The 21,595-nt window shown below is 69.5% G+C and carries 20 protein-coding genes; 14 read left to right on the top strand and 6 right to left on the bottom strand.

Translation table 11 applies throughout. The features are described 5' to 3' along the window. Window positions 1-246 precede the first annotated feature (246 nt). Window positions 247-951 carry an N-acetylmuramate alpha-1-phosphate uridylyltransferase MurU gene (gene murU / locus RHOFW104R8_RS10470; RefSeq protein ID WP_068090795.1) on the bottom strand — a complete coding sequence of 235 codons (705 nt, stop codon included), beginning with the start codon at window positions 949-951 and terminating at the stop codon, window positions 247-249. Next, on the bottom strand, window positions 948-1,961 hold the full coding sequence (locus RHOFW104R8_RS10465; RefSeq protein ID WP_068090793.1) for an aminoglycoside phosphotransferase family protein: 1,014 nt from the start codon (window positions 1,959-1,961) through the stop codon (window positions 948-950). Before RHOFW104R8_RS10465 ends, murU begins: the two co-directional genes overlap by 4 nt. Window positions 1,962-2,105: 144 nt before the next feature. Here RHOFW104R8_RS10465 and RHOFW104R8_RS10460 point away from each other — a divergent pair, with 144 nt between their 5' ends. The 7 genes from RHOFW104R8_RS10460 to panE all read left to right on the top strand — a co-directional run bounded on the left by RHOFW104R8_RS10460 (window position 2,106) and on the right by panE (window position 9,462). Beyond that, entirely contained in the window at window positions 2,106-2,591 is a 486-nt protein-coding gene (locus RHOFW104R8_RS10460) for an SUF system Fe-S cluster assembly regulator (RefSeq protein ID WP_068090791.1), read from the top strand. Window positions 2,592-2,599: 8 nt separating this feature from the next. Beyond that, window positions 2,600-4,066, top strand: a complete 1,467-nt coding sequence (gene sufB, locus RHOFW104R8_RS10455; RefSeq protein ID WP_162840149.1) for a Fe-S cluster assembly protein SufB — start codon at window positions 2,600-2,602, stop codon at window positions 4,064-4,066. Between the two features lie 91 nt (window positions 4,067-4,157). Continuing rightward, window positions 4,158-4,922, top strand: coding sequence for a Fe-S cluster assembly ATPase SufC (sufC, locus tag RHOFW104R8_RS10450; RefSeq protein WP_068090787.1), 765 nt, complete (start codon window positions 4,158-4,160; stop codon window positions 4,920-4,922). After that, a complete protein-coding gene (gene sufD / locus RHOFW104R8_RS10445; RefSeq protein WP_068090785.1) occupies window positions 4,919-6,238 on the top strand; it encodes a Fe-S cluster assembly protein SufD in 1,320 nt (439 codons plus the stop codon). Before sufC ends, sufD begins: the two co-directional genes overlap by 4 nt. Window positions 6,239-6,290: 52 nt before the next feature. Next, a complete protein-coding gene (locus tag RHOFW104R8_RS10440) occupies window positions 6,291-7,538 on the top strand; it encodes a cysteine desulfurase (RefSeq protein WP_068090784.1) in 1,248 nt (415 codons plus the stop codon). A gap of 75 nt (window positions 7,539-7,613) precedes the next feature. Beyond that, entirely contained in the window at window positions 7,614-8,528 is a 915-nt protein-coding gene (locus RHOFW104R8_RS10435) for an acyltransferase (RefSeq protein WP_068090783.1), read from the top strand. Between the two features lies 1 nt (window position 8,529). Further along, complete coding sequence (panE, locus tag RHOFW104R8_RS10430; RefSeq protein WP_068090781.1) at window positions 8,530-9,462, top strand: 2-dehydropantoate 2-reductase; 933 nt, start codon at window positions 8,530-8,532, stop codon at window positions 9,460-9,462. A gap of 66 nt (window positions 9,463-9,528) precedes the next feature. Here panE and RHOFW104R8_RS10425 read toward each other — a convergent pair whose 3' ends face one another. Beyond that, window positions 9,529-11,574, bottom strand: a complete 2,046-nt coding sequence (locus tag RHOFW104R8_RS10425) for a M13 family metallopeptidase (protein WP_082823589.1) — start codon at window positions 11,572-11,574, stop codon at window positions 9,529-9,531. 177 nt (window positions 11,575-11,751) lie between these two features. Between RHOFW104R8_RS10425 and RHOFW104R8_RS10420 the strand changes: the two genes are divergently transcribed. The 5 genes from RHOFW104R8_RS10420 to RHOFW104R8_RS10400 all read left to right on the top strand — a co-directional run bounded on the left by RHOFW104R8_RS10420 (window position 11,752) and on the right by RHOFW104R8_RS10400 (window position 17,676). After that, entirely contained in the window at window positions 11,752-12,300 is a 549-nt protein-coding gene (locus RHOFW104R8_RS10420) for a GNAT family N-acetyltransferase (RefSeq protein ID WP_068090779.1), read from the top strand. Then, a complete protein-coding gene (locus tag RHOFW104R8_RS10415) occupies window positions 12,297-12,611 on the top strand; it encodes a non-heme iron oxygenase ferredoxin subunit (protein WP_068090777.1) in 315 nt (104 codons plus the stop codon). The genes RHOFW104R8_RS10420 and RHOFW104R8_RS10415 overlap by 4 nt, the downstream gene beginning before the upstream one ends. A gap of 261 nt (window positions 12,612-12,872) precedes the next feature. Next, window positions 12,873-14,432 carry a flavodoxin domain-containing protein gene (locus RHOFW104R8_RS10410; protein WP_407071438.1) on the top strand — a complete coding sequence of 520 codons (1,560 nt, stop codon included), beginning with the start codon at window positions 12,873-12,875 and terminating at the stop codon, window positions 14,430-14,432. Window positions 14,433-14,569: 137 nt separating this feature from the next. Then, a complete protein-coding gene (locus RHOFW104R8_RS10405) occupies window positions 14,570-16,753 on the top strand; it encodes a M1 family metallopeptidase (protein ID WP_235604400.1) in 2,184 nt (727 codons plus the stop codon). Continuing rightward, window positions 16,753-17,676, top strand: coding sequence for a hypothetical protein (locus tag RHOFW104R8_RS10400; protein ID WP_343123774.1), 924 nt, complete (start codon window positions 16,753-16,755; stop codon window positions 17,674-17,676). Before RHOFW104R8_RS10405 ends, RHOFW104R8_RS10400 begins: the two co-directional genes overlap by 1 nt. 33 nt (window positions 17,677-17,709) lie before the next feature. Here RHOFW104R8_RS10400 and RHOFW104R8_RS10395 read toward each other — a convergent pair whose 3' ends face one another. The 3 genes from RHOFW104R8_RS10395 to RHOFW104R8_RS10385 form a co-directional block, all read right to left on the bottom strand. Beyond that, a complete protein-coding gene (locus RHOFW104R8_RS10395; RefSeq protein ID WP_068090775.1) occupies window positions 17,710-18,252 on the bottom strand; it encodes a GNAT family N-acetyltransferase in 543 nt (180 codons plus the stop codon). A 5-nt stretch (window positions 18,253-18,257) separates the two neighbouring features. Further along, the gene (locus tag RHOFW104R8_RS10390) at window positions 18,258-18,731 is read right to left on the bottom strand and encodes an SET domain-containing protein-lysine N-methyltransferase (RefSeq protein WP_068090774.1); all 474 of its coding nucleotides are present in this window, start codon (window positions 18,729-18,731) and stop codon (window positions 18,258-18,260) included. Between the two features lie 85 nt (window positions 18,732-18,816). Then, window positions 18,817-19,179: a helix-hairpin-helix domain-containing protein gene (locus RHOFW104R8_RS10385; RefSeq protein ID WP_068090773.1), complete on the bottom strand. Its 363-nt coding sequence runs from the start codon at window positions 19,177-19,179 to the stop codon at window positions 18,817-18,819. A 204-nt stretch (window positions 19,180-19,383) separates the two neighbouring features. Here RHOFW104R8_RS10385 and RHOFW104R8_RS10380 point away from each other — a divergent pair, with 204 nt between their 5' ends. Next, entirely contained in the window at window positions 19,384-20,808 is a 1,425-nt protein-coding gene (locus tag RHOFW104R8_RS10380; protein WP_068090769.1) for a M20 family metallopeptidase, read from the top strand. A gap of 37 nt (window positions 20,809-20,845) precedes the next feature. Continuing rightward, window positions 20,846-21,580 carry a YggS family pyridoxal phosphate-dependent enzyme gene (locus RHOFW104R8_RS10375; protein ID WP_068090826.1) on the top strand — a complete coding sequence of 245 codons (735 nt, stop codon included), beginning with the start codon at window positions 20,846-20,848 and terminating at the stop codon, window positions 21,578-21,580. The last annotated feature ends 15 nt before the right edge of the window (window positions 21,581-21,595 follow it).

Below are 21,595 nucleotides of genomic sequence, written 5' to 3'. Positions count from 1 at the left end.
GCCGTTGCGCCCCACCGGCGTGGGCGACCCGATGGTGGATGCGGACAACCGCCACGGCCTCGTGGGCCAGCAGTTGTACGTGCTGCGCCGCTTCTGGGGCGCGTTCCGCCGGCGCGCGGGCTGGCGACCGGGCGACGTGGCTTTCGATGAACGCTACATGCCGGTGCGCGAATTCGACCTGCATCGGCTGGAAGCCAGCCAGATTCCCTTGACACATGCCGAAGGGCGGGCGACGGGTGCCGTGGCTCAGCCGGAAAGCTCGGTATCCAGCTGCGCCAGCCGCGCAGGCGTGCCCACGTCGGTCCAGTGGCCGCGATGCAGCGAGCCGGCCAGCGCGCAGCGTGCCATCGCCGCTTCCAGCAGTGGTCGCAGCTTGAAACGTGGCGGTTTCGCATCGACGCCCGCCGCGTCGCCCACGGTTTCGCGCCAGCCGTCCAGCAGCTCACGGCGGAACACGCCGATGCCGCTGTAGGTGAGCCGCGCCGCACCGTCGGCGTGCAGCGATCCCTGAGCATCCAACTGGAAATCGCCGCCGGGATGGTGTGCGGGGTTGTCCACCATCAGCAGGTGCGCCAGGCCGGCCGGCTCGGCGGGCAGGGCGGCATAGTCGGCGTCGCTCCACACGTCGCCGCTGACCACCAGGAACGGCTCCGCTCCCAGCAGCGGCAGCGCGTTGAGCATGCCGCCGCCGGTTTCCAGCGGCAGCGGCCCCTCGTAGGCGTAGCGGATGCGCAGGCCCCAGCGCGAGCCGTCGCCCAGCGCGTCGGGAAACTGTTCGGCGAGGTGCGAGGTGTTGATCACCACGTAGTGCACGCCGGCCGCGGCCAGCTTTTCCAGGTGCCACGCGATCAGCGGCTTGCCCCCCACCGGCAGCAGCGGCTTCGGCGTGCGGTCGGTCAGCGGGCGCATGCGTTCGCCCAGGCCGGCGGCGAAGATCAGCGCGTGTCTCATGCGGCCACCGGCAAGCGCAGGTCGCGCCCGCCGGCACGGCGCCGGAGCAACGCCGCGAAATCGGCCAGCTCGGGGTAGCGCCCCGCCACGTCGAGCACGTACCCGTACACACGCGGCAGGTCGTCGAGATAGCCGGATTTGCCGTCGCGGTAGTACAGCCGGCAGAAGATGCCGAGCACCTTGATGTGCCGCTGCAGGCCGGTCAGGTCGAACCAGCGCAGGAAGCGTTCGCGGTCGACCGCGGCATCGACGAGCCCCGCCTCGCACAGGCGCAGGCGGTAGGCTTCCGCCCAGGCGTCGACCCGCGTGCGATCCCAGGCGATGTAGCAGTCGCGCAGCAGCGAGGCGAGGTCGTAGGTGACCGGGCCGACCAGGGCGCCCTGGAAATCGATGATGCCGGGGCTGTTGGCTGCGGTGATCAGCAGGTTGCGGCTGTGGTAGTCGCGGTGCACGAAGCGGCGCGGCTGCTCCAGCGCGTTCTTCAGCAGCACGGTGAATGCCGACTCCAGCACGTCCCACTCCCCGCACGCGGGCGTGCAGCCCAGGTGCCGCCCGAGGAACCACTCCGGCATGATCTCCAGCTCGCGCTGCAGGAAGGCGTGGTCGTAGGGCTGCATGCCGGTCACGTCGACGTCGCGCTGCATGCGCAGCAGCGCGTCCATCGCATCGCCGTACAGCGTGTCCACCGTGCGGTCGTTCAGCGCGGGCAGGTACAGCCGTGAGCCGAGGTCCTCGATCAGCAGGAAGCCCTGCTCGAGTTCTTGCGCGCGCACCGCCGGCACGTGCAGCCCGGCGGCGGACAGGCGGGCGCCGATTTCCAGCCACGGCCGCGGATCCTCCTGCGCCGGCGGCGAATCCATCACGATCCAGCCGTGGCCCTGGTGGCGGGTGCGCCAGTAGCTGCGGAAGCTGGCGTCGGCCGAGGCGGGCTCCAGCGTCAACGCGGCGTCGTCAAGCGCGCGGCGGGTCCAGGCGAGGCGGGCGGTAGCGCGGTCGGGCGTGGAAATCATGGCAACCATCGATGGCGGAACCGCGCCAGCTTAGCGAGCCGCCGGCGCGCTGGCGAGGCGATGGCGCATGGCGGCATTGACCGCGCGGCGGCAAATCAGTACCATTTTGGTACCGATTCAAATACGCCAGCCCGAGCCTCCCCCATGCTCCGCGTCAGCCGACTGACCGATTACGCCACCGTGGTGATGACCTGCATCGCTGCGCACCCCAGCGAGGTGCTCAGCGCGGTACAGATCGCCGACGAGTCGCGGCTGGAGCTGCCCACCGTAAGCAAGCTGCTGAAGGCACTGGGCCACGCCGGCCTGGTCGAATCGTTCCGCGGCGTCAACGGCGGCTACCGGCTGGCCCGGCCGGCCGGCGAGATTTCGCTGGCCGAGATCGTCGAGGCGCTGGAGGGCCCGATCGGCATGACCGAGTGCGGCGTGGCCGAGGGCCAGTGCGACCGCGAATCGCAGTGCGGCGTGCGCGGCAGCTGGCAGCTGATCAACAACGTGCTGGACAACGCGCTGCGCGCGGTCAGCCTGGCCGACATGCTCAAGCCGCAACCGCGGCCGTCGCGACGGATTGCCGCCGTGCCCGTGAGCCAGATCGCGATGCCGGCGAAGGCCGCACGGATCACCACCGAATGAACGACACCATGATCAACGAAGGCAGCACCGCCACCGCGTTGCGCGACAACGCCGGCGTGGCCGAAGCGCTGGGCCGCAGCTACAGCGCCGGCTTCATCACCGAGATCGAGATGACCGGCCTGCCGCCGGGCCTGGACGAGGACACCATCCGCGCGCTGTCCGCGATCAAGCACGAGCCGGAATGGATGACCGAGTGGCGGCTCGGCGCCTATCGCCACTGGCTGACCATGCCCAAGCCCGACTGGGCCAAGCTCAACATCGACCCGATCGACTACCAGGCGATCAGCTACTACGCTGCGCCGAAGGCGAAGCCGAAGTCGCTGGACGAGGTCGATCCGGCCTTGCTGGAGACCTACGAGAAGCTGGGCGTGCCGCTGCACGAGCGCGCCGCGCTGGCCGGCGTGGCGGTGGATGCGGTATTCGACTCGGTCTCGGTGGGCACCACCTTCCGCAAGCAGCTGGCCGACGCCGGCGTGCTGTTCTGCTCGATGAGCGAGGCGATCCGCGAGTATCCCGAGCTGGTGCAGAAATACCTGGGCAGCGTGGTGCCCACCGGCGACAACTTCTTCGCCGCGCTGAACTCGGCGGTGTTCTCCGACGGCAGCTTCGTGTTCATCCCGAAAGGCGTGCGCTGCCCGATGGAACTGTCCACCTACTTCCGCATCAACGCGCAGAACACCGGCCAGTTCGAGCGCACCCTGATCGTGGCCGAGGAAGGCGCCCACGTCTCCTACCTCGAGGGCTGCACCGCGCCGAAGCGCGACGAGAACCAGCTGCATGCGGCGGTGGTCGAGCTGGTGGCGCTCGAGGGCGCGCAGATCAAGTACTCCACGGTGCAGAACTGGTACCCCGGCGACGAGAACGGCGTGGGCGGCATCTACAACTTCGTCACCAAGCGCGGCGACTGCCGCGGCGACGATTCCAAGATCAGCTGGACCCAGGTGGAAACCGGCTCGGCGATCACCTGGAAGTACCCCAGCGTGGTGCTGCGCGGCGACCGTTCGGTGGGCGAGTTCTACTCGGTGGCGCTGACCCATCACTTCCAGCAGGCCGATACCGGCACCAAGATGATCCACCTCGGCAAGCACACCAAGTCGAAGATCGTCTCCAAGGGCATCAGCGCCGGGCGCAGCTCGAACAGCTACCGCGGCCTGGTGAAGATGGAGAAGGGCGCCGAGGGCGCGCGCAACTACACCCAGTGCGATTCGTTGCTGATCGGCAAGAAGTGCGGTGCGCACACCTTCCCGTACATGGAAGTGAAGAACCCCACCGCGATCGTCGAGCACGAGGCCACCACCTCGAAGATCTCCGACGAGCAGATGTTCTATTGCCGCAGCCGCGGCATCGGCGAGGAAGACGCCGTGTCGATGATCGTCGACGGCTTCTGCAAGCAGGTGTTCCGCGAGCTGCCGATGGAGTTCGCGGTGGAGGCGAAGAAGCTGCTTGAGGTGTCGCTGGAAGGCGCCGTCGGCTGATGTGTAGGAGCGCACCCTGTGCGCGATCGACCTCGCCGGCAACCCCATCGCGCACAAGATGCGCTCCTACGGAATGTGTCGAGTTGAAATCATGCTGAAAATCGAAAACCTGCACGCCCGCGTCGAGGGCAAGGAAATCCTCAAGGGGCTCAGCCTCACCGTGAACGCGGGCGAAGTGCACGCGATCATGGGGCCGAACGGCGCCGGCAAGTCCACCCTGGGCAACGTGCTGTCCGGCCGCGAGGGCTACGAGGTGACCGCCGGCACGGTGACCTACGGCGGCATCGACCTGCTGCAGCTTTCGCCGGAGGCGCGCGCCGCGGCCGGCGTGTTCCTGGCGTTCCAGTACCCGGTGGAGATCCCGGGCGTCAACAACACCTACTTCCTGCGCGCGGCACTGAACGCGCAGCGCAAGCAGCGCGGCGAGAAGGAGCTGGACTCCATGCAGTTCCTCAAGCTGGTGCGCGAGAAGCTGAAGGTGATGCAGATCTCCGACGAGCTGCTGCACCGCGCGGTCAACGAGGGCTTCTCCGGCGGCGAGAAGAAGCGCAACGAGATCTTCCAGATGGCGGTGCTGGAGCCGCGGCTGGCGATCCTCGACGAGACCGACTCGGGCCTGGACATCGACGCGCTGAAGCAGGTGGCGCAGGGCGTCAACACGCTGCGCTCGCCGGACCGCGCGTTCCTGATGATCACCCACTACCAGCGCCTGCTCGATTACGTGGTGCCGGATTTCGTGCACGTGCTGGCCGGCGGCCGCATCGTCGAGAGCGGCGACAAGTCGCTGGCGCTGAAGCTGGAGCAGCATGGCTACGCCGGGATCGGCCAGAGCCACCCGGCGGGAGCCGTGGCATGAACCAGCCGGCACCGCTGCCGTTGGCCGAATCGCTGCTGGACGCGCCGCTGCCGGCCGGCGGTCCCGCCTGGCTGGATGCGGCACGGCGCGAGCATCGCGCCGCGTTCGCCGCCAGCGGGCTGCCCGACACGCGGATCGAGGCGTGGAAGTACACCGCATTGCGCGGGCTTGCCCAGCGCCGCTTCGCCGACGGCGATGCGGCGGCGGCCACCCGCGAGGTCGATGCCGCGGCATTCGCCTTGCCCGGCGTGGACGGGCCGCGGCTGGTCTTCGTCAACGGCGCGTTCCGCGCCGACCTGTCGGCGCTCGACGCGCTGCCCGCGGGGGTTTCGCTGCAGCCGCTGTCGCAGGCGCTGCGCGGCGACGCGGAGCCGCTGCGTTTCGCGCTGTCGCGGGCGGCCCTGGTCGGACACGGCCGCGAGGCCGGCGACGCGTTCGCGCAGATCAACGCCGCCCGCGCCGTCGACGGCGTGGTGCTGCGGGTCGCCGCCCACACGAGGAGCGCTGCACCGGTGCAGCTCGTCTTCGTGGGCACGGCCGCCGACGCCGAGACGGCCTGGCACGTGCGCAACGTGATCGAGCTGGGCGAGGGTGCCGAACTGGACCTGATCGAGCAGCATGCGGGCCTGGGCGAACAGGCCCAGCTGGCCACCCTGGTCAGCGACATCGAACTGCGCGACAACGCCTGCCTGCGGCACGTGGTACTGCAGGATGCCGCCGCCGGCGCCAACCTGATCCGCCGCAGCGGCCTGCGCTTGCACGCGCGGGCGCAAGCGACGCTGCACGTGCTGGAACTCGGCGGCGCGCTGGTGCGCCACGACCTGCGGGCGGAGCTGGTCGGCGACGGCGCGCAGTTCCATACCCGGGGGGTGTTCATGCCGCACGGCCGCCAGCACATCGACACCCAGCTGGCGATCCGCCACCAGGCGCTGGACACCACCTCCAGCTCGCACTGGCGCGGCGTGGCCGGCGACCGTGCGCGCGGCGTGTTCCGCGGCGCGATCGTGGTGGCGCCCGGTGCCGACGGCAGCGATGCCAACCTGAGCAACAAGAACCTGCTGCTGTCGTCGGGCGCGGAGATCGACACCAAGCCGGAACTGGAGATCTACGCCGACGAGGTGAAGGCCGCGCACGGCGCCACCGTGGGCCAGCTCGACGAACGTTCGCTGTTCTACCTGCGTTCGCGCGGCATCCCGCTGGGCGAGGCGCGCGCGCTGCTGACCGCCGCGTTCTGCCGCGCGATGCTGGACGACCTGCCGAACGCAGCGCTGCGCGAGCACCTGTCGGGCCTGCTGATCTCCCAGTTGCCCGCGTGATTCTCTCCTCCCCGGCAGGCAGGGGAGGAAACCACTTACGGAAACGCCGAAGATGACCGCATCGCAAGCCAGCACGCCCACCGTCTTCGACGTCCGGCGCATCCGCGCGGACTTCCCGTTGCTGGCGCGCTCCGTGCACGGCAAGCCGCTGGTGTATCTCGACAACGCCAACACCAGCCAGAAGCCCGAATCGGTGATCGCCGCGGTGGACAACCACTATCGCGAACACAACGCGAACGTGGCGCGGGCGGTGCACCAGCTGGGCGAGGAGGCCACCGCCGCCTACGAGGGCGCGCGCGACAAGCTGGCGCGCTTCATCAACGCACCGTCGCGCAACGAGGTGATCCTCACCACCGGCACCACCCAGTCGATCAACCTGGTCGCCTACAGCTACGCGCTGCCGCAGCTGAAACCCGGCGACAGCATCCTCACCACGGTGATGGAGCACCACGCCAACATCGTGCCGTGGCAGCTGGTCGCCGCGCGCAGCGGCGCCACGGTGAAGGCGGCGCCGATCGACGAGCGCGGCGAGCTGATCGTGGAGAAGTATCTCGAGATGCTGACGCCGGAGGTGAAGCTGGCCTGCGTCACCCACGTCTCCAACGTGCTGGGCACGGTCAACCCGGTGCGCGAGATCGCGCGCGAGTGCAGGAAGCGCGGCATCGCGCTGCTGGTGGACGGCTCGCAGGCGGCGCCGCACCGGCCGGTCGACGTGCAGGTGCTGGGCTGCGATTTCTACGCGGTCACCGGGCACAAGATGCTCGGCCCCACCGGCACCGGCGTGCTGTGGGCGAAGCGTGAGCACCTGGAGGCGATGCCGCCGTTCTTCGGCGGCGGCGAGATGATCCGCGAGGTGCGCTTCAGCGGCACCACCTTTGCCGCCCCGCCGCACAAGTTCGAGGCCGGCACGCCGAACATCGCCGGTTTCGTCGGGCTGTCGGCGGCGGTCGACTACTACGAGTCGGTGGGCTTCGAGGCGATCCATGCGTGGGAGCAGCAGCTGCTGCACTACGCCACCGAGCGCCTGCACGGGATTCCCGGCCTGCGCATCATCGGCGAAGCGGCACAGAAGGAGCCGGTGATCTCGTTCCTGCTGGAAGGCGCCCAGGCCACCGACCTGGCCACGCTGCTCGACCTGCAGGGCGTCGCCGTGCGCTCCGGCCACCATTGCGCGCATCCGCTGATGCAGTTCTACGGCGTGCCCGCCACGCTGCGCGTCTCGCTGGCGTTCTACAACACCCGCGAGGAGATCGATGCGTTCATCGTGGCCCTGCTCAAGGTGCGCAAGCTGCTGCTGTGAGGCGGCGGAAGGTCGCATGGCCTTGCCGCCGCCGCCGGCATTATGCTTCCCGTTCCCTCCGTCACGACCGACCCCATGCTCGCCAAGCTTCCCGGCCTGATCCGCATTCCGCTGGCGTTGCTGCTGCTCGCCGGCAACATCGTGCTGCACGTGTTGCCGCTGTTCGCCTTCACACTGGTCAAGCTGGTCGTGCCGGTGCCGGCGATCCGGCAGGCCTGCTCGCGCGTGCTGGTGCGCATCGCGGAGAGCTGGATCGGGGTCAACGGCTTCCTGTTCGACCTGTTCACCCGCATCCGCTGGCGGGTCGAGGGGCTGGCGGGCCTGCGTCGCGACGGCAACTACCTGGTGCTGTGCAACCACCAGAGCTGGGTCGACATTCCGGTGCTGCAGAGGGTGTTCAACCGGCGCATCCCGTTCCTGCGCTTCTTCCTCAAGCAGCAACTGATCTGGGTGCCGTTGCTGGGGCAGGCCTGGTGGGCGCTGGATTTCCCCTTCATGAAGCGCTACTCGCGAGAAACCCTGCTGAAGCACCCGGAACTGCAGGGCAAGGACAAGGAAGCCACCCGCCGCGCCTGCGAGAAATTCCGCCACATGCCGGTGTCGGTGATGAATTTCGTCGAAGGCACCCGCTTCACGCCGGCCAAGCATGCCGCGCAATCTTCGCCTTACCGTCACCTGCTGCGGCCGAAGGCCGGCGGCCTGGCCTTCGTGCTCGACGCGATGGGCGACGCGCTGCACGCGATCCTCGACGTCACCATCGTCTACCCCGAAGGCCGCTGCACGATGGCGGATCTCATCGCCGGCCGCGTGCGCGATATCCGCGTGCACGTGCGCGAGCGGGCGATCGAGGCCGGATTGCTGGGCAATTACGACGAGGACGCGGCGTTTCGCGGACGCGTCAAGTCGTGGGTGAACACGCTGTGGCGCGAGAAGGACGCCCAGGTCGCAAGCATGTTGATGGCGGCGGATGCCGCACCGACGGGAAATTGATATGCGCATTCTGATCGTTGGCGCCGGCGCCACCGGCGGCTATTTCGGCGGCCGCCTGTTGCAGCACGGGCGCGACGTGACATTCCTGGTGCGCGAAAAGCGTGCGGCGCAACTGGCGCAGCATGGCTTGCTGATCCGCAGCGCCACCGGTGACGCCGACCTGCCTTCGCCGCCCACCGTGCTGGCGAGCGGGCTGCGCGCGCCGTACGAGCTGATCCTGCTGAGCTGCAAGGCGTACAGCCTGGAGCAGGCGATGGCCGACATCGCGCCGGCGGTGGGGCCGGATACCACGATCCTGCCGCTGCTCAACGGCATGCGCCAGCTCGACTTGCTGGACGCGCGCTTCGGCGCATCGCACGTGCTGGGCGGGCAGTGCGTGATCGCCGCCACGCTGGACGGGCAGGGCGCCGTGCGGCATCTCAACCAGTCGCACAGCCTCACTTTCGGCGAGCGCGACGGCAGCGCGTCGGCACGCATGCGGCGGATCACCGAAGCCCTTTCCGGCGCGGGTTTCGACGCGCGCCCGAGCGGCACGGTCCTGCAGGACATGTGGGACAAGTGGATCTTCCTCGCCTCGCTGGCCGGGATCACCTGCCTGATGCGCGGCTCGATCGGCGAGATCGTGGCTGCGCCGGGTGGCACCGCGGCAGCACTGGACCTGCTGGAGGATTGCCGTGCGGTGGCGGAGCGCTCCGGCCATGCGCCGAGCGAGCAGACCCTGCAGCGCGCCCGCAGCGTGCTGACCGAGGCCGGCTCCACGCTGACCGCCTCGATGCTGCGCGACCTGCGGCACGGCTACCCGATCGAGGCCGACCACGTGATCGGCGACATGCTGGCGCGTGCCGGGCAGCCGCTCGACGGGCGTTCGCTGCTGGCGGTGGTCTACGCCCACCTGAAGGTCTACGAGGCCGGCCGGGCATCGCTCCAGGCCTGAGGCCGTCCCGACAAAAAAACCGCGGCCTCGCGGCCGCGGCTTCCGGGCGGATTCAGGTGCGCCTGATTACCAGATCTTCACCTGCTTCGCGCCATCGCGCACCATCGCGTCGCCCGCCTTGCAGCGGAACGCCCGGGCGAACTCGGGCATGTTCGACGGCGCGCCGATCGCGCGGAACCGCGCCGGCGCGTGCGGGTCGGTGTTGAGCAGGGTCAGCTGCGCCTCCGGGCGGATGTTGCCGCGCCACACGCGGGCCCAGTTGAGGAAGAAGCGCTGGTCCTGGGTGTAGCCGTCGATCTTGCGCTTCGCCTCGGCCGGGTTCTTCGACAGCGCCATCTGCAGCGCGGTGTACGCCGCGTTGAGGCCGCCCAGGTCGCCGATGTTCTCGCCCATGGTGAGCTGGCCGTTGACGTGCTTGCCCGGCAGCGCCTCGTAGCCGTCGAACTGCGCGCCGAGCTTCGCGGTGCGCGTCTCGAACGCGGTGCGGTCGGCCTCGGTCCACCAGTTGACGTTGTTGCCCTGGGCGTCGAACTTGCTGCCCTGGTCGTCGTAGCCGTGGCCCATCTCGTGGCCGATCACCGCGCCGATGCCGCCGTAGTTGATCGCATCGTCGGCCCTGGCGTCGAAGAACGGCGGCTGCAGGATCGCGGCCGGGAACACGATCTCGTTCTTCTGCGCGCTGTAGTAGGCGTTCACCGTCTGCGGGGTCATGCCCCACTCGGCGCGGTCGACCGGCTTGCCGATCTTGGCGATGGCGTAGTCGTAGTTGAACTTGTTCGCCGCCTGCACGTTGCCGAAGTAGTTGCCCGGGGTCAGCACAAGGCCGGACCAGTCGCGCCACCTGTCGGGGTAGCCGATCTTCGGCACGAAGGTGGCCCATTTCTGCAGCGCCTTCTGCTTGGTCTCGTCGCTCATCCATTCGAGCTGCTCGATGCGCGTGCGGAAAGCCGCGCTGAGGTTGGCGACCAGTTCCTCGGCGCGCTGCTTCGAGGTCGGCGAGAAGTTGTCGGCCACGTACAGCTGGCCCAGCGCCATGCCCATGCCGTCGTTGGTGGCGTCGAGCACGCGCTTCCAGCGCGGCTTCATTTCCTTCTGGCCGTTCAGGGTCTGCGCGTTGAACGCGAAGTCTTCCTGCTGGAACGGCGTGGACAGGTACGGCGCCGCGTTGGCGATCGCGTGGTAGCGCAGGTAGGCCTGCCATTGCGCCATCGGCACGTCGCCCAACATCTTCTGCGCCTCGGCGAAGAACTTCGGCTGCGACAGCGAGAAGCCGTCTTTCACGTCGGCGCCCTGCGCCTTGAAGAACGCGGCCCAGTCGAAGCCCGGCGTCACCTTGTCGGCCTCGGCGATGCTGACGTAGTGGTAGCGGTTGTTCGGGTTGCGCATTTCCACCGGGGGCAGCGACACGGCGGCGAGGCGGGTTTCGAACGCCAGCACCGACTTGGCCTGCTGCTGCGCATCGGCGGCGCCGACGCCGGCCAGCTCGAGCAGCTTCGCGATGTGCGCGGCGTAGGCGGTGCGGATCTTCGCGTAGTCGGGTTTGCTGTAGTAGTCGACAGTGGGCAGGCCGAGGCCGCCCTGGCCGGCGTAGGCGATCTGCCGGTTGGAGTCCTTGAAGTCGGCGTTGCCGAAGAAGCGGAACAGCACCGGCTCGCCGCGGGCGTAGCTGTCGCGGATGTAGCCGACCACGTCGGCGCTGCTGTTCAGCCCGGCGATGCGCGCCAGTTGCGGCTTGATCGGGTCGAAGCCGGCCTGGTCGATGGCCGCCTGGTCCATGCCGGAGGCGTACAGGTAGCCGATCTTCTGCTCGATCGAGCCCGGCCTGGCGGCAGCCGCATCGTGCGCGGCCTTCTCGACGATGGTGTGCTGCACGTTGAGGCTGTCCTCGCGCAGCGCATCGAACGAACCCCAGCGCGTGCGGTCGGCGGGGATCGGGTTGGCGGCCACCCACTTCGCGTTGACGAAGCCGTTGAAGTCGGTGCAGGCCTTGATCGAACCGTCCAGCTCGCCCACGTCGAATGCGGTGGTGGAGGCGGTGGAGGCGGCCAGCGCGCTGCCGCCCAGCGTCATCGCCAGGGCGAATGCCAGCGGCTTGATGCAACGGTGCTTCATGGGTGGTTTCCTTCGGGTCGGGGGACGCGGGCGTCCGGTCGTGGCGGGTGTCGCAACATATTGCGAAGCTCGCAGGCTAGGCAGCAGGGCGGGGAACTGCCCAGTGTCGAAGGTCACGCCCGGCTGCCTGTTCCAGGTCATGGTGGGCTCGCCGGGCGGCGCACTATCATCGCGACGATGAGCGCACAGACCCTTCCCGTTTTCCGCGCGGCGACCCCTGCCGACGTCGATGCCATCGTGGTCCTGGTCGAATCCGCGTACCGCGGCGAATCCGGCCTGCGCGGCTGGACCACCGAGTCGCACCTGCTGGACGGCCAGCGTACCGATGCGGCCGATGTGCGCGCGCTGATCGAGCGGCCCGGCAGCCGCATCCTCTTGGCCGAACGCGACGGCCGGCTGGTCGCCAGCTGTCACATCGAACGCCAGGGTGACAACGGCTACTTCGGCATGTTCGCGGTCGACCCGGCCGGGCAGGGCGGCGGCCTCGGTAAGCAGGTGCTGGCCGAGGCGGAGCGGATCGCGCGCGAGGAGTGGCATTGCCGCGGGATGCGCATGACGGTGATCGTGCAGCGCGAGGAACTGATCGCCTGGTATGGCCGCCGCGGCTACCGGCGCACCGGCGAATACCAGCCGTTCCCCTACGGCGACGAGCGTTTCGGCATCCCGCGCCGCGACGACCTGCGCTTCGAGGTGCTGCGCAAGGATTTCGACGGGGCCGCCGCATGAACGGCTGGGTCCGGGTCGGCACCCGCAGCGACTTCCTGCCGGGCGAATACAAGGTGGTGTGGGACGGCGACACCCCGATCGCCGTGTACAACATCGATGGCGCGCTGTACGCGGTCGAGGACATCTGCACCCACGACGGCGGCGACCTGGCCGGCGGCGAGGTGTTCGGCTTCGAGGTGGAATGCCCGCGCCACGGCGCGCGCTTCGACCTGCGCACCGGCGCGGTGACGAAACCGCCGGCGTACGAGCCGATCGCCAGCTTCCCGGTGCATGAGCAAGACGGCGCGATCTGGACCCGCGACGACCGCTGAAGCCCGCCGGATGCAGCGGAACCCGCCAGGCATGGCCGGTGCCCCGGGATGGCGGCGGGGGCGGTTAATTGTTGAGATTGATTCTTGTTTGCGATTAAATGGAGCGGTTCGCGCGGCCTGCCTGCCGGTGTCGCGCATGACCGCCGCCAAACCCTCGCCGGCCGCCATGGTTGCGGCGCTGCGGGGGGCGAAACACGGAAACCGATGGAGCCGCAATCGACATCGCCGGCAGCCGCGTGGTTGTCGTACTCCCCATTCCGGATGCGACAACTGCATCCATGGCACTGGATCAGTTCGGTGCCGAGCCTGGTCGACTGGGTGCGTCAGCGGCGGCTGCCGTCACCGCGCAAGCCGATGCGCGTGCAGGATGCCGCGGTCGGCCACGCTGCCACCGCCACGGTCGCCGTTGCCGATGCCGCAACCACCGTGGCGGCCGGAACGGACGTGCGCGTGGTCTATGCCAGCCAGACCAGCTTTGCCGAGCAACTGGCGCGACAGACCCTGCAGAGCCTGCAACTGGCCGGCATGCCGGTACGGCTGGACGGCATCGACGTGTTGACCGTCGACGAACTGCGCCGCACGGTGCGCGTGCTGTTCGTGGTCAGCACCACCGGCGATGGCGAGCCGCCGGATATGGCGCAGGCCTTCGGCCGTCTGGCGATGAGGCGGCCGGCGCAGCTGGCCGGTTTGCGCTATGGCCTGCTTGCACTGGGCGACAGCGATTACGAGGATTTCTGCGGCTTCGGCCGCCAGCTGCAGTGCTGGCTGCAGGCCAGTGGTGCGCAGCCGCTGTTCGACCCGGTGGAGGTCGACAGCGAGGACGAAGCCGCCTTGCGCCACTGGCAGCATCGCCTGGCGATGCTGTCCGGTGCCGCCGACCTGCCGGATTGGCAAGCGCCGAGGTATCAGCGCTGGCGACTGACCGAGCGGCGCCTGCTCAATCCCGGCAGCGTGGGCGAACCCTGTTTCCACCTGGCGCTGCAGCCGCTGCATGGCAGCGCGGATTGGCAGGCCGGCGATCTGGTCGAGGTCGGTCCCCGCCATGCGCCCGGCAAGGTGGCGGACTGGCTGTCGCTGCAGGGACTGGACGGCGGCGCGACGGTGACGTTCGGCCGCGAGCGGCTGCCGTTGGCCGAGCTGCTGGCGCGCTGCCGCCTGCCCGAGGCGGGCGAGGTCGATGGCCTGGACGAGGCGGCCGTGGCGGCCATGCTGCAATTGCTGCCGCATCGTGAATATTCGATTGCCTCGCTGCCGGCCGATGGCGCGGTCCACCTGCTGGTGCGCCAGATGCGCGGCCGCGGCGGTTACCTCGGCCTCGGTTCCGGCTGGCTCACCGTGCATGCGCCGGTCGGTGCCGAGATCGCCCTGCGCGTGCGCCGCAACGTCAATTTCCATGTGCCGGAGGATGCGCGGCCGCTGCTCCTGATCGGCAACGGCACCGGGCTGGCGGCCTTGCGCGCGCTGCTGAAGGCGCGCATGGCGGCAGGCCGTCGGCGCAACTGGCTGCTGTTCGGCGAGCGGCATGCGGCCCATGACTTTCTCTATCGCGAGGAGATCGAGCGCTGGGCCGCGGACGGCTGGATCGAGCGCGCCGACTTTGCCTGGTCGCGCGACCAGGCCGAGCGCGTCCACGTGCAGCAGCGGCTGCGCGAGGCAGCCGGCGAGCTGCTGCGCTGGGTCGACGCCGGCGCGGCGATTTATGTCTGCGGCAGCCTCGCCGGCTTGGCGCCGGGCGTCGAGGCGGTGTTGCGTGACGTGCTGGGCGACGCGCGGGTCGGGCAACTGCGCGAGCAGGGGCGGTACCGGCGCGATGTCTACTGAGCCGTGCGGCGCCGTCGCCGGCATGACCAATGGCCTATGCCGATGGTGGGACTTGGGAGCAGTCTGATGGGGTTGTCCAGGGGGTGACCGTCATGCGGCAGGTCGTGCGCAAGTGGGGATATCTGTGTGTGCTGGCCATGGCCTGGCCCTGGCTGGCGCCAGCGCAGCAGGCAGCATCGACCGTGACACCGCCGGCCGCATCGACGCCGGCGCCGACCGGCACGGCGTTGCCCGCGATTCCGTTCGCGGCCGCCGATGCCGCCGCCGTCGCCGTACCCAGTGCCGCAAATGCCTGGGGCGGCGGGCGCAGCGGCAGCGAGCCGACCCTGTCCGATCGCGTGGCGAGCTACCGCATCGACGCCGAGCTGGACGCGGCGAAGCACGCGGTGACCGGCAGGGAGCGCATGACCTGGCGCAACCGCAGCGATCGCCCGGTCGACCGCATCTACGTGCACCTGTACCTCAACGCGTTCCAGAACGAGGGCAGCACCTGGTTCACCGAGCGCGAGGTGCTCACCGCGCACGGCCGTTCGCGCGGTGCGGCGGTGCTGAAGAAGGGCGAATGGGGCTGGATCGAGCTGCAGCAGGTGAAGCAGGGCGACGCCGCGCTGAAATGGCGCTTCGTGCAGCCCGACCACGGCCCGGCCACCGACCAGACCGTGGCGCAGATCGACCTGGCCGAGCCGGTGCCGGCCGGTGGCACGCTGACGCTGGACATCGACTTCCTCAGCCAGCTGCCGCGGGTGGTCGAGCGCACCGGCTGGTGGGGCGACTTCAACCTGGTGGCGCAGTGGTTCCCCAAGATCGGCGTGCTGGAGCTGGCCGGTGAACGCGGCGCCACCGCGCCGCGCTGGAACGTGCACGAGTTCCACTTCAACAGCGAGTTCTACGCCGACTTCGGCCTGTACGACGTGCGCCTCACCGTGCCTGGCGACTACACCGTGGGCGCGGTGGGCAAGCTGCAGGGACCGCCGGAGACGGCGAACGGCAACAGCACGTACCACTTCGTGCAGGGCGACGTGCACGATTTCGCCTGGGTGGCTGCGAAGGGCTACAAGACGCTGGACGGCAGCTGGCAGGGGCCGGGCAGCCCGAGGGTCGACGTGCGGGTGCTCTACCCGGAGGAGTACGCCGCCAGCGCCAGGCCGGTGCTCCAGGCCGCGATCGACTCGCTGGCGTTCTTCTCGAAGACGCTGGGCGCCTATCCGTACAAGACGGTGACGGCAGTGGTGCCGCCGTACAACGCCGCGGAAGCTGGCGGCATGGAGTACCCCACGTTCTTCACCACCGAGGGCTATGCCAGGGTCGAGCCGGGCACGCTCACCCAGTACATGCTCGACTTCGTCACCATCCATGAGTTCGGCCACGGCTACTTCTACGGCATTCTGGCCTCGAACGAGTTCGAGGAGCCGATCCTCGACGAGGGCATGAACGAGTACTGGGACCAGCGCATGCTGCGCGGGCGCGGCCAGGACATCGTGGCGGCAAGCGGCTGGATGAAACGCCTCGGCATCGCGCCCGCGATCCCGCCCTTCGTCGCCGAGCGCCTGACCGCCGGCCTGCGCCAGCCGCCCGACCCGCTGGGCGCGAACGCCTGGGATCGCTTGTCCAGCAGCAGCTACGGCAAGGTGTATTCACGCACCGCCACCGCCATGCACGACCTGGAGGAACGCTTGGGCAAGCCCGCGCTGGAGCGCGCGATGCACGAGTACTACCGGCGCTGGCGCTTCCGCCATCCTTCGGTAGCCGATCTGCGCGCCACCCTGGCCGAGGTCTCCGGCAACCCGCAGGCGGTCGATGCGATCTTCGACCAGTACGTCTACGGCACCGCGCAAATCGACGACCGGGTCGCCAGCATCGACGCGGTCGAGGTGTTGCCGCAGCCCGGCAGCGCGATGAAGGACGGCAAGCGCAGCGAGCTCGACGCCGACGCCCTCGACAGGCAGATCGATAGGCAGCGCAAGGACTGGGCGCAGGCGCATCCGGGGGCGAAGCCGGGCAGCGGCCCGTTCCCGTGGCGCAGCACCGTCACCGTGCGCCGCGACGGCGCGCCGGTGCCGCAGCTGCTGAGGGTGACGTTCGCCGACGGCAGCCATGAGGACGTGCGCTGGAGCGATGCCCGGCGCTGGGCCCGTTTCGAGTTCGTCCGGCCGGCCAAGGTGGTCTCGGCCGAGCTCGATCCGGCGCAGAAGATCCTGCTCGACGCGAACAAGCTCGACGACAGCCTGACCAGCAGGGCCGACGGCGCCGCCTCGCGCCGCTGGAGCGCCGATGCCGCCGCCTTGCTGCAGGCCTTCTATGCCTTGGTGGGGTCGCTGTGATGATGATGGGCAAACTTGCTTCCCGCCGGGTCGATTTCGCCGCGGTCGCGCGCGCGCCGCTGGCCGCCATGCAGTGGCGCCTGCTGCTGCTGTGGACCTTGCTGCTGCTGTTGCCGACCGCCGTGGTCGGCGTGCCGTTATGGCGTTCGCTCGCCGGCCTGCTCGACCATTCGGTGCACGCGCAGGCGTGGGCCGGGCACTTCAGCCCGCTGATGTTCGGCGACAGCCTGTCGGCGCTGGGCGACGGCACCGGCTGGCTCAAGGGCGCGGTCCTGCTGGGCCTGCTGCTGACCCTGCTGCTGTCGCCGTTCCTCAACGGCATGCTGGTCGGCAGCGGGCGTGCCGGGCGCGTGCTGGGCTTCGGCCACCTGCTCCAGTGCGGCATCGTCGAATACGGCCGCATGTTCCGCCTGATGCTGTGGTCGGTCGTGCCGTACGCGGCGATGGCGGCGCTGATCGGCGTGGTGTTCGGCGCGGCGGACCGGATCGGCGCCCGTGCCGTGCTGGAATCGCAGGCCGATCGCGCCGTGCACGCGGCGGCCGGACTGGCCGTGCTGCTGTTCGTGCTGGCGCAGGCGATCGTGGAGTCCGCCCGGGCCGTGTTCATCGCCAACAGCGGCCTGCGCTCGGCCACACGGGCCCTTGGCCGCGGCTTCATGCAGTTGCTGCGGCGGCCGTTCAGCACGCTGCTGAGCTACCTGCTGATCAGCCTGGTCGGCTATGCGGTCGCCCTGGCGCTCGGCATCGTCCGGGTGCACACACCGGCGCTCGGCGTGAGCGGCACCGTGCTGGCCGTGCTGCTGGCGCAGCTGGTGGTGCTGGTGCTGGGCTGGGTGCGCGTGGCGCGGGTGTATGCGCTGGCCGAGGTGGCGCGCTCGCTGTCGTCCGGCCGACGCGCCGGCAGGATGCCGCAGCCGTTGTGAGCGGCCCCGCGGCCGGCCCCGGCTGCCCGCGACTCAGCCGTAGGCGCGGCGGTGCCCGCGGTGCGGCGGGTAGTAGGCGAACACGTGGCTGTGGCTGCCGTAGAAGTCCATGTCCTCGATGTGTTCGCCGCCGAGCCGCTCGGCCACCCGGTCGGAGGCCTCGTTGCCGACCCGCACCAGGCTGATCACGCGCTGGGCGCGCAGGTGGTTCCAGGCGAACTCCAGCACGGCTTCGCCCGCCTCGGTGGCGTAGCCGTGGTGGCGGTGCTCGGGCTTCAGCATCCAGCCCATTTCCAGGTCGGGCCAGCCGTCGGGGTACATCAGGCCGGCGCGGCCGATGAACTCGCCGCTGCCCTTCAGCTCCAGCGCCCACATGCCGCAGCCGCGCAGCTGCCAGTGGCCCAGCAGCATCGCCAGCGAGCGCCAGGCGTTGGTGCGGTCCAGCGGCTGGCCGTCGCCGATCCAGCGCGTGCTGTCCCGGTCGGCCAGCATCGCGGCGTAGTCGTCGAAGTGCCGCTCGGTGAGTGCAGTCAGGCGCAGGCGCGCCGTTTCGATGGTGGGGATTTCAACAGGCATCACATTCAACGATGGGCGACAGCCAGCAGCTCGGCCAGGGCACGGGTACTGCTGGCAAGGCTCTCTTGCCAGGACAAGCCGGTGATTGTCTCACCTGTGACCGAATCGACAAAATCCTCGGCCTGGCCGGGCGGCAGCAGGTGCCGGTAGTCCACGGTGATCTCGCTGCCGGGCGGCAGCTCGGTCAGCGCGAATACGAAACCCAGGTGCCACAGCCCGTTCGGCGTGAAGCTGTGGTTGATGTAGCACTCGTCCGGCCAGTCGGGCGACAGCGTGTAGCGGTCCTCGAACCAGCGCGCGCTGGCGTGGAACTGCGCGCGCAGCTCGGGCGAGGCCATGATGTCGGCGTGCCGGTAGGTCCGCCCGATGTCGTCCGGCGCGGTGATGATGCGCCCCGCCGCCACGGTTTCGTCGAGGAACAGGCCCTTGCCGGCGCCGCGGATGGCGGAGGCGGCGATGTGGTAATGCGGCAGGATCATGGCAGGGCGGCGTCGGGTTGGGGCGCGCGAGTGTAGCGCAGGCGGCGCGGCCTGCCACAGGCCGCGCCGCCCGGTTCCCTGCCGGTTATTCCCCGGCCGCCGCCTCCGCGACGGCGCGCTGTTTGCTCTTGCGCGCCGTCTTGGCGGGCGCATCCGCTCCGGTGGCGGCCGTGGCAGCGTCGTCGGCGAGCAGGATGGCGGCCCGGTTGCGCTCGATCGTGGCCTTGCCGATGCCCTTGACGTGCTTGAGGTCGTCGGCCTTCTTGAACGGGCCGTGGGCCTCGCGCCAGGCCACGATGGCCGCCGCTTTCGACGGGCCGATGCCGTCCAGCGACTTGGCGATGGCGGCCGCATCGGCCTGGTTGATGTTGACCGGCGTGGCGGCCAGCAGCAGCCCCGGCAGGGCAAGGGCGAGTGCAAGGGCGACAGCGGCGAGTTTGTTGAACATGGCCTTTCTCCTTGGGCGGTGGTGGCGGCATCCGGGTGCCGCCGGCGCACTATGGCGCGTGGCGAAGGGCCGCACAGTGGGAGGCGCCGCAGGACCGGCGTGCGTGGTGGGCGCTTTCGCCTGTGGGCGGCTTCCGATCGCGTGTCGGTGCGGTGGAGGCGCGCTGTTACAATGCCGGTCTTGTCTGCCTGATGGAGCTTCACCATGGATACCGCCCGCCTTTCGCGTTTCGTCGGCGGCTTGTGGGACGACGAGATCGTGCCGCAGCTGGTTGAATACATTCGTATTCCCAACAAGTCGCCGATGTTCGACGCGAAGTGGGCCGAGCACGGCTACATGGACGCCGCGGTGAAGCTGATGGAAAGCTGGGCGCGCTCCAAGCTGGGTCAGTTGCCGGGCGCCACGCTGGAGGTGGTGCGGCTGGAAGGGCGCACCCCGCTCATCTATATCGAGGTGCCGGGCCAGGGCGACGACACCGTGGTGCTGTATGGCCACCTCGACAAGCAGCCGGAGATGACCGGCTGGGCCGACGGGCTGGGTCCGTGGACGCCGGTGCTCAAGGGCGACAAGCTGTACGGCCGCGGCGGCGCCGACGACGGCTACGCGATCTTCGGTTCGCTGGCCGCGCTGCTGGCGCTGCGCGAACAGGGCGTGCCGCATGCCCGTTGCGTGATCATGATCGAGGCCTGCGAGGAATCCGGCAGCTACGACCTGCCGTACTACGTCGACCACCTGGCCGCGCGCATCGGCAACCCCTCGCTGGTGGTGTGCCTGGATTCCGGCTGCGGCAACTACGACCAGCTGTGGCTGACTACCTCGCTGCGCGGCATGACCGGCGGCAACCTCAGCGTGCAGGTGCTGGAGGAGGGCGTGCACTCGGGCGACGCCTCCGGCGTGGTGCCCTCCAGCTTCCGCATCCTGCGCGAGCTGCTGTCGCGGCTGGAGGATCCGGAAACCGGCACGATCAAGCCGAAGGAGCTGTACGTCGAGATCCCGCCGCAGCGCGTCGAGCAGGCCCGGCGCTCGGCCGAGGTCCTCGGCGACGACGTCTACGGCAAGTTCCCATGGGTCGAGGGCATGCAGCCGGTTACCCACGACCTGGCCGAACTGGTGCTCAACCGCACCTGGCGCCCCCAACTGGCGGTGACCGGCATCGGCGGCATCCCCCCACTGGAGAGCGCCGGCAACGTGCTGCGCCCGTTCACCGCGGTGAAGCTCAGCCTGCGCGTGCCGCCCACGCTTAACGGCGCGAAGGCCGGCGAGTTCGTCAAGCAGCTGCTGGAAAAGGATCCGCCGTACGGCGCGAAGGTCAGCTTCACCCTGGAGAAGGATGGCAGCGGCTGGAACGCGCCGGCGCTGTCGCCCTGGCTGGAGCAGGCGGTGGCCGACGCCTCGCAGAACCACTTCGGCGCGCCGGCCGCCTACATGGGCGAGGGCGGCAGCATCCCGTTCATGGGCATGCTGGGCGAGAAATTCCCCAAGGCGCAGTTCCTGATCACCGGTGTGCTGGGCCCGCATTCCAACGCGCACGGCCCGAATGAGTTCCTGCACATCCCCACCGGCAAGAAGGTCAGCATGGTGGTGGCCGAGGTGGTGGCGCGCCATTTCGAGCAGGCAGGCAAGGCCTGAGGGCCCATCGCCGGCCGCCGCTGCGATGAATGCCGAGATGCCCGATCATGCCCGTCTCGCCGCCAACTGGACCGACGTCCGCCGCCGGGTGGACGAGGCTTGTCGTGCGGCCGGGCGCGACCCGGCCGGGGTGGGCATCCTGCCGGTCAGCAAGACCTTCGGCCCGCAGCTGATCCGCGCCGCCGTGGCGCTGGGCATGCGCCGCTTCGGCGAGAACAAGGTGCAGGAGATCCGCGACAAGTCCGCACCGCTGGCGGATTGCGGCATAGCCTGGGTGATGATCGGCCACCTGCAGACCAACAAGGCGAAGGAGGTGGCGCGGCTGGCCAGCGAGGTGCAGTCGCTGGACCGACTGGAACTGGCCCAGGCGCTGGACCGGCGGCTGCAGCACGAGGGCCGCGCGATCGACGTGCTGGTGCAGGTGAAGACCTCGTCCGAGCCCAGCAAGTACGGGCTGCCGCCCGAGCACCTGGCCGGCTTCCTGGACGCCCTGCGCGGCTACGACACCCTGCGCGTGCGCGGCCTGATGACCCTGGCGATCCATTCCACCGACCCGGCCGAAGTGCGCGGCTGCTTCCGCCGCTTGCGCGAATTGCGTGACCGCGAGGCGACACGGGGGCATGCCGTATCGAGGCTGTCCATGGGCATGAGCGGCGATTTCCCGCTCGCCATCGCCGAGGGCGCGACCGAGGTGCGGATCGGCACCGCCATCTTCGGTGCCCGGCCCTATCCGGATTCGCATTACTGGCCGGAAACGCCATCCGAGGCGTGAAACCGTGGAAATTCA

This window comes from Rhodanobacter sp. FW104-R8, assembly GCF_001617365.1.
Taxonomy (GTDB): Bacteria; Pseudomonadota; Gammaproteobacteria; order Xanthomonadales; family Rhodanobacteraceae; genus Rhodanobacter.
This window is presented reverse-complemented; position numbering and strand designations above follow the sequence as displayed.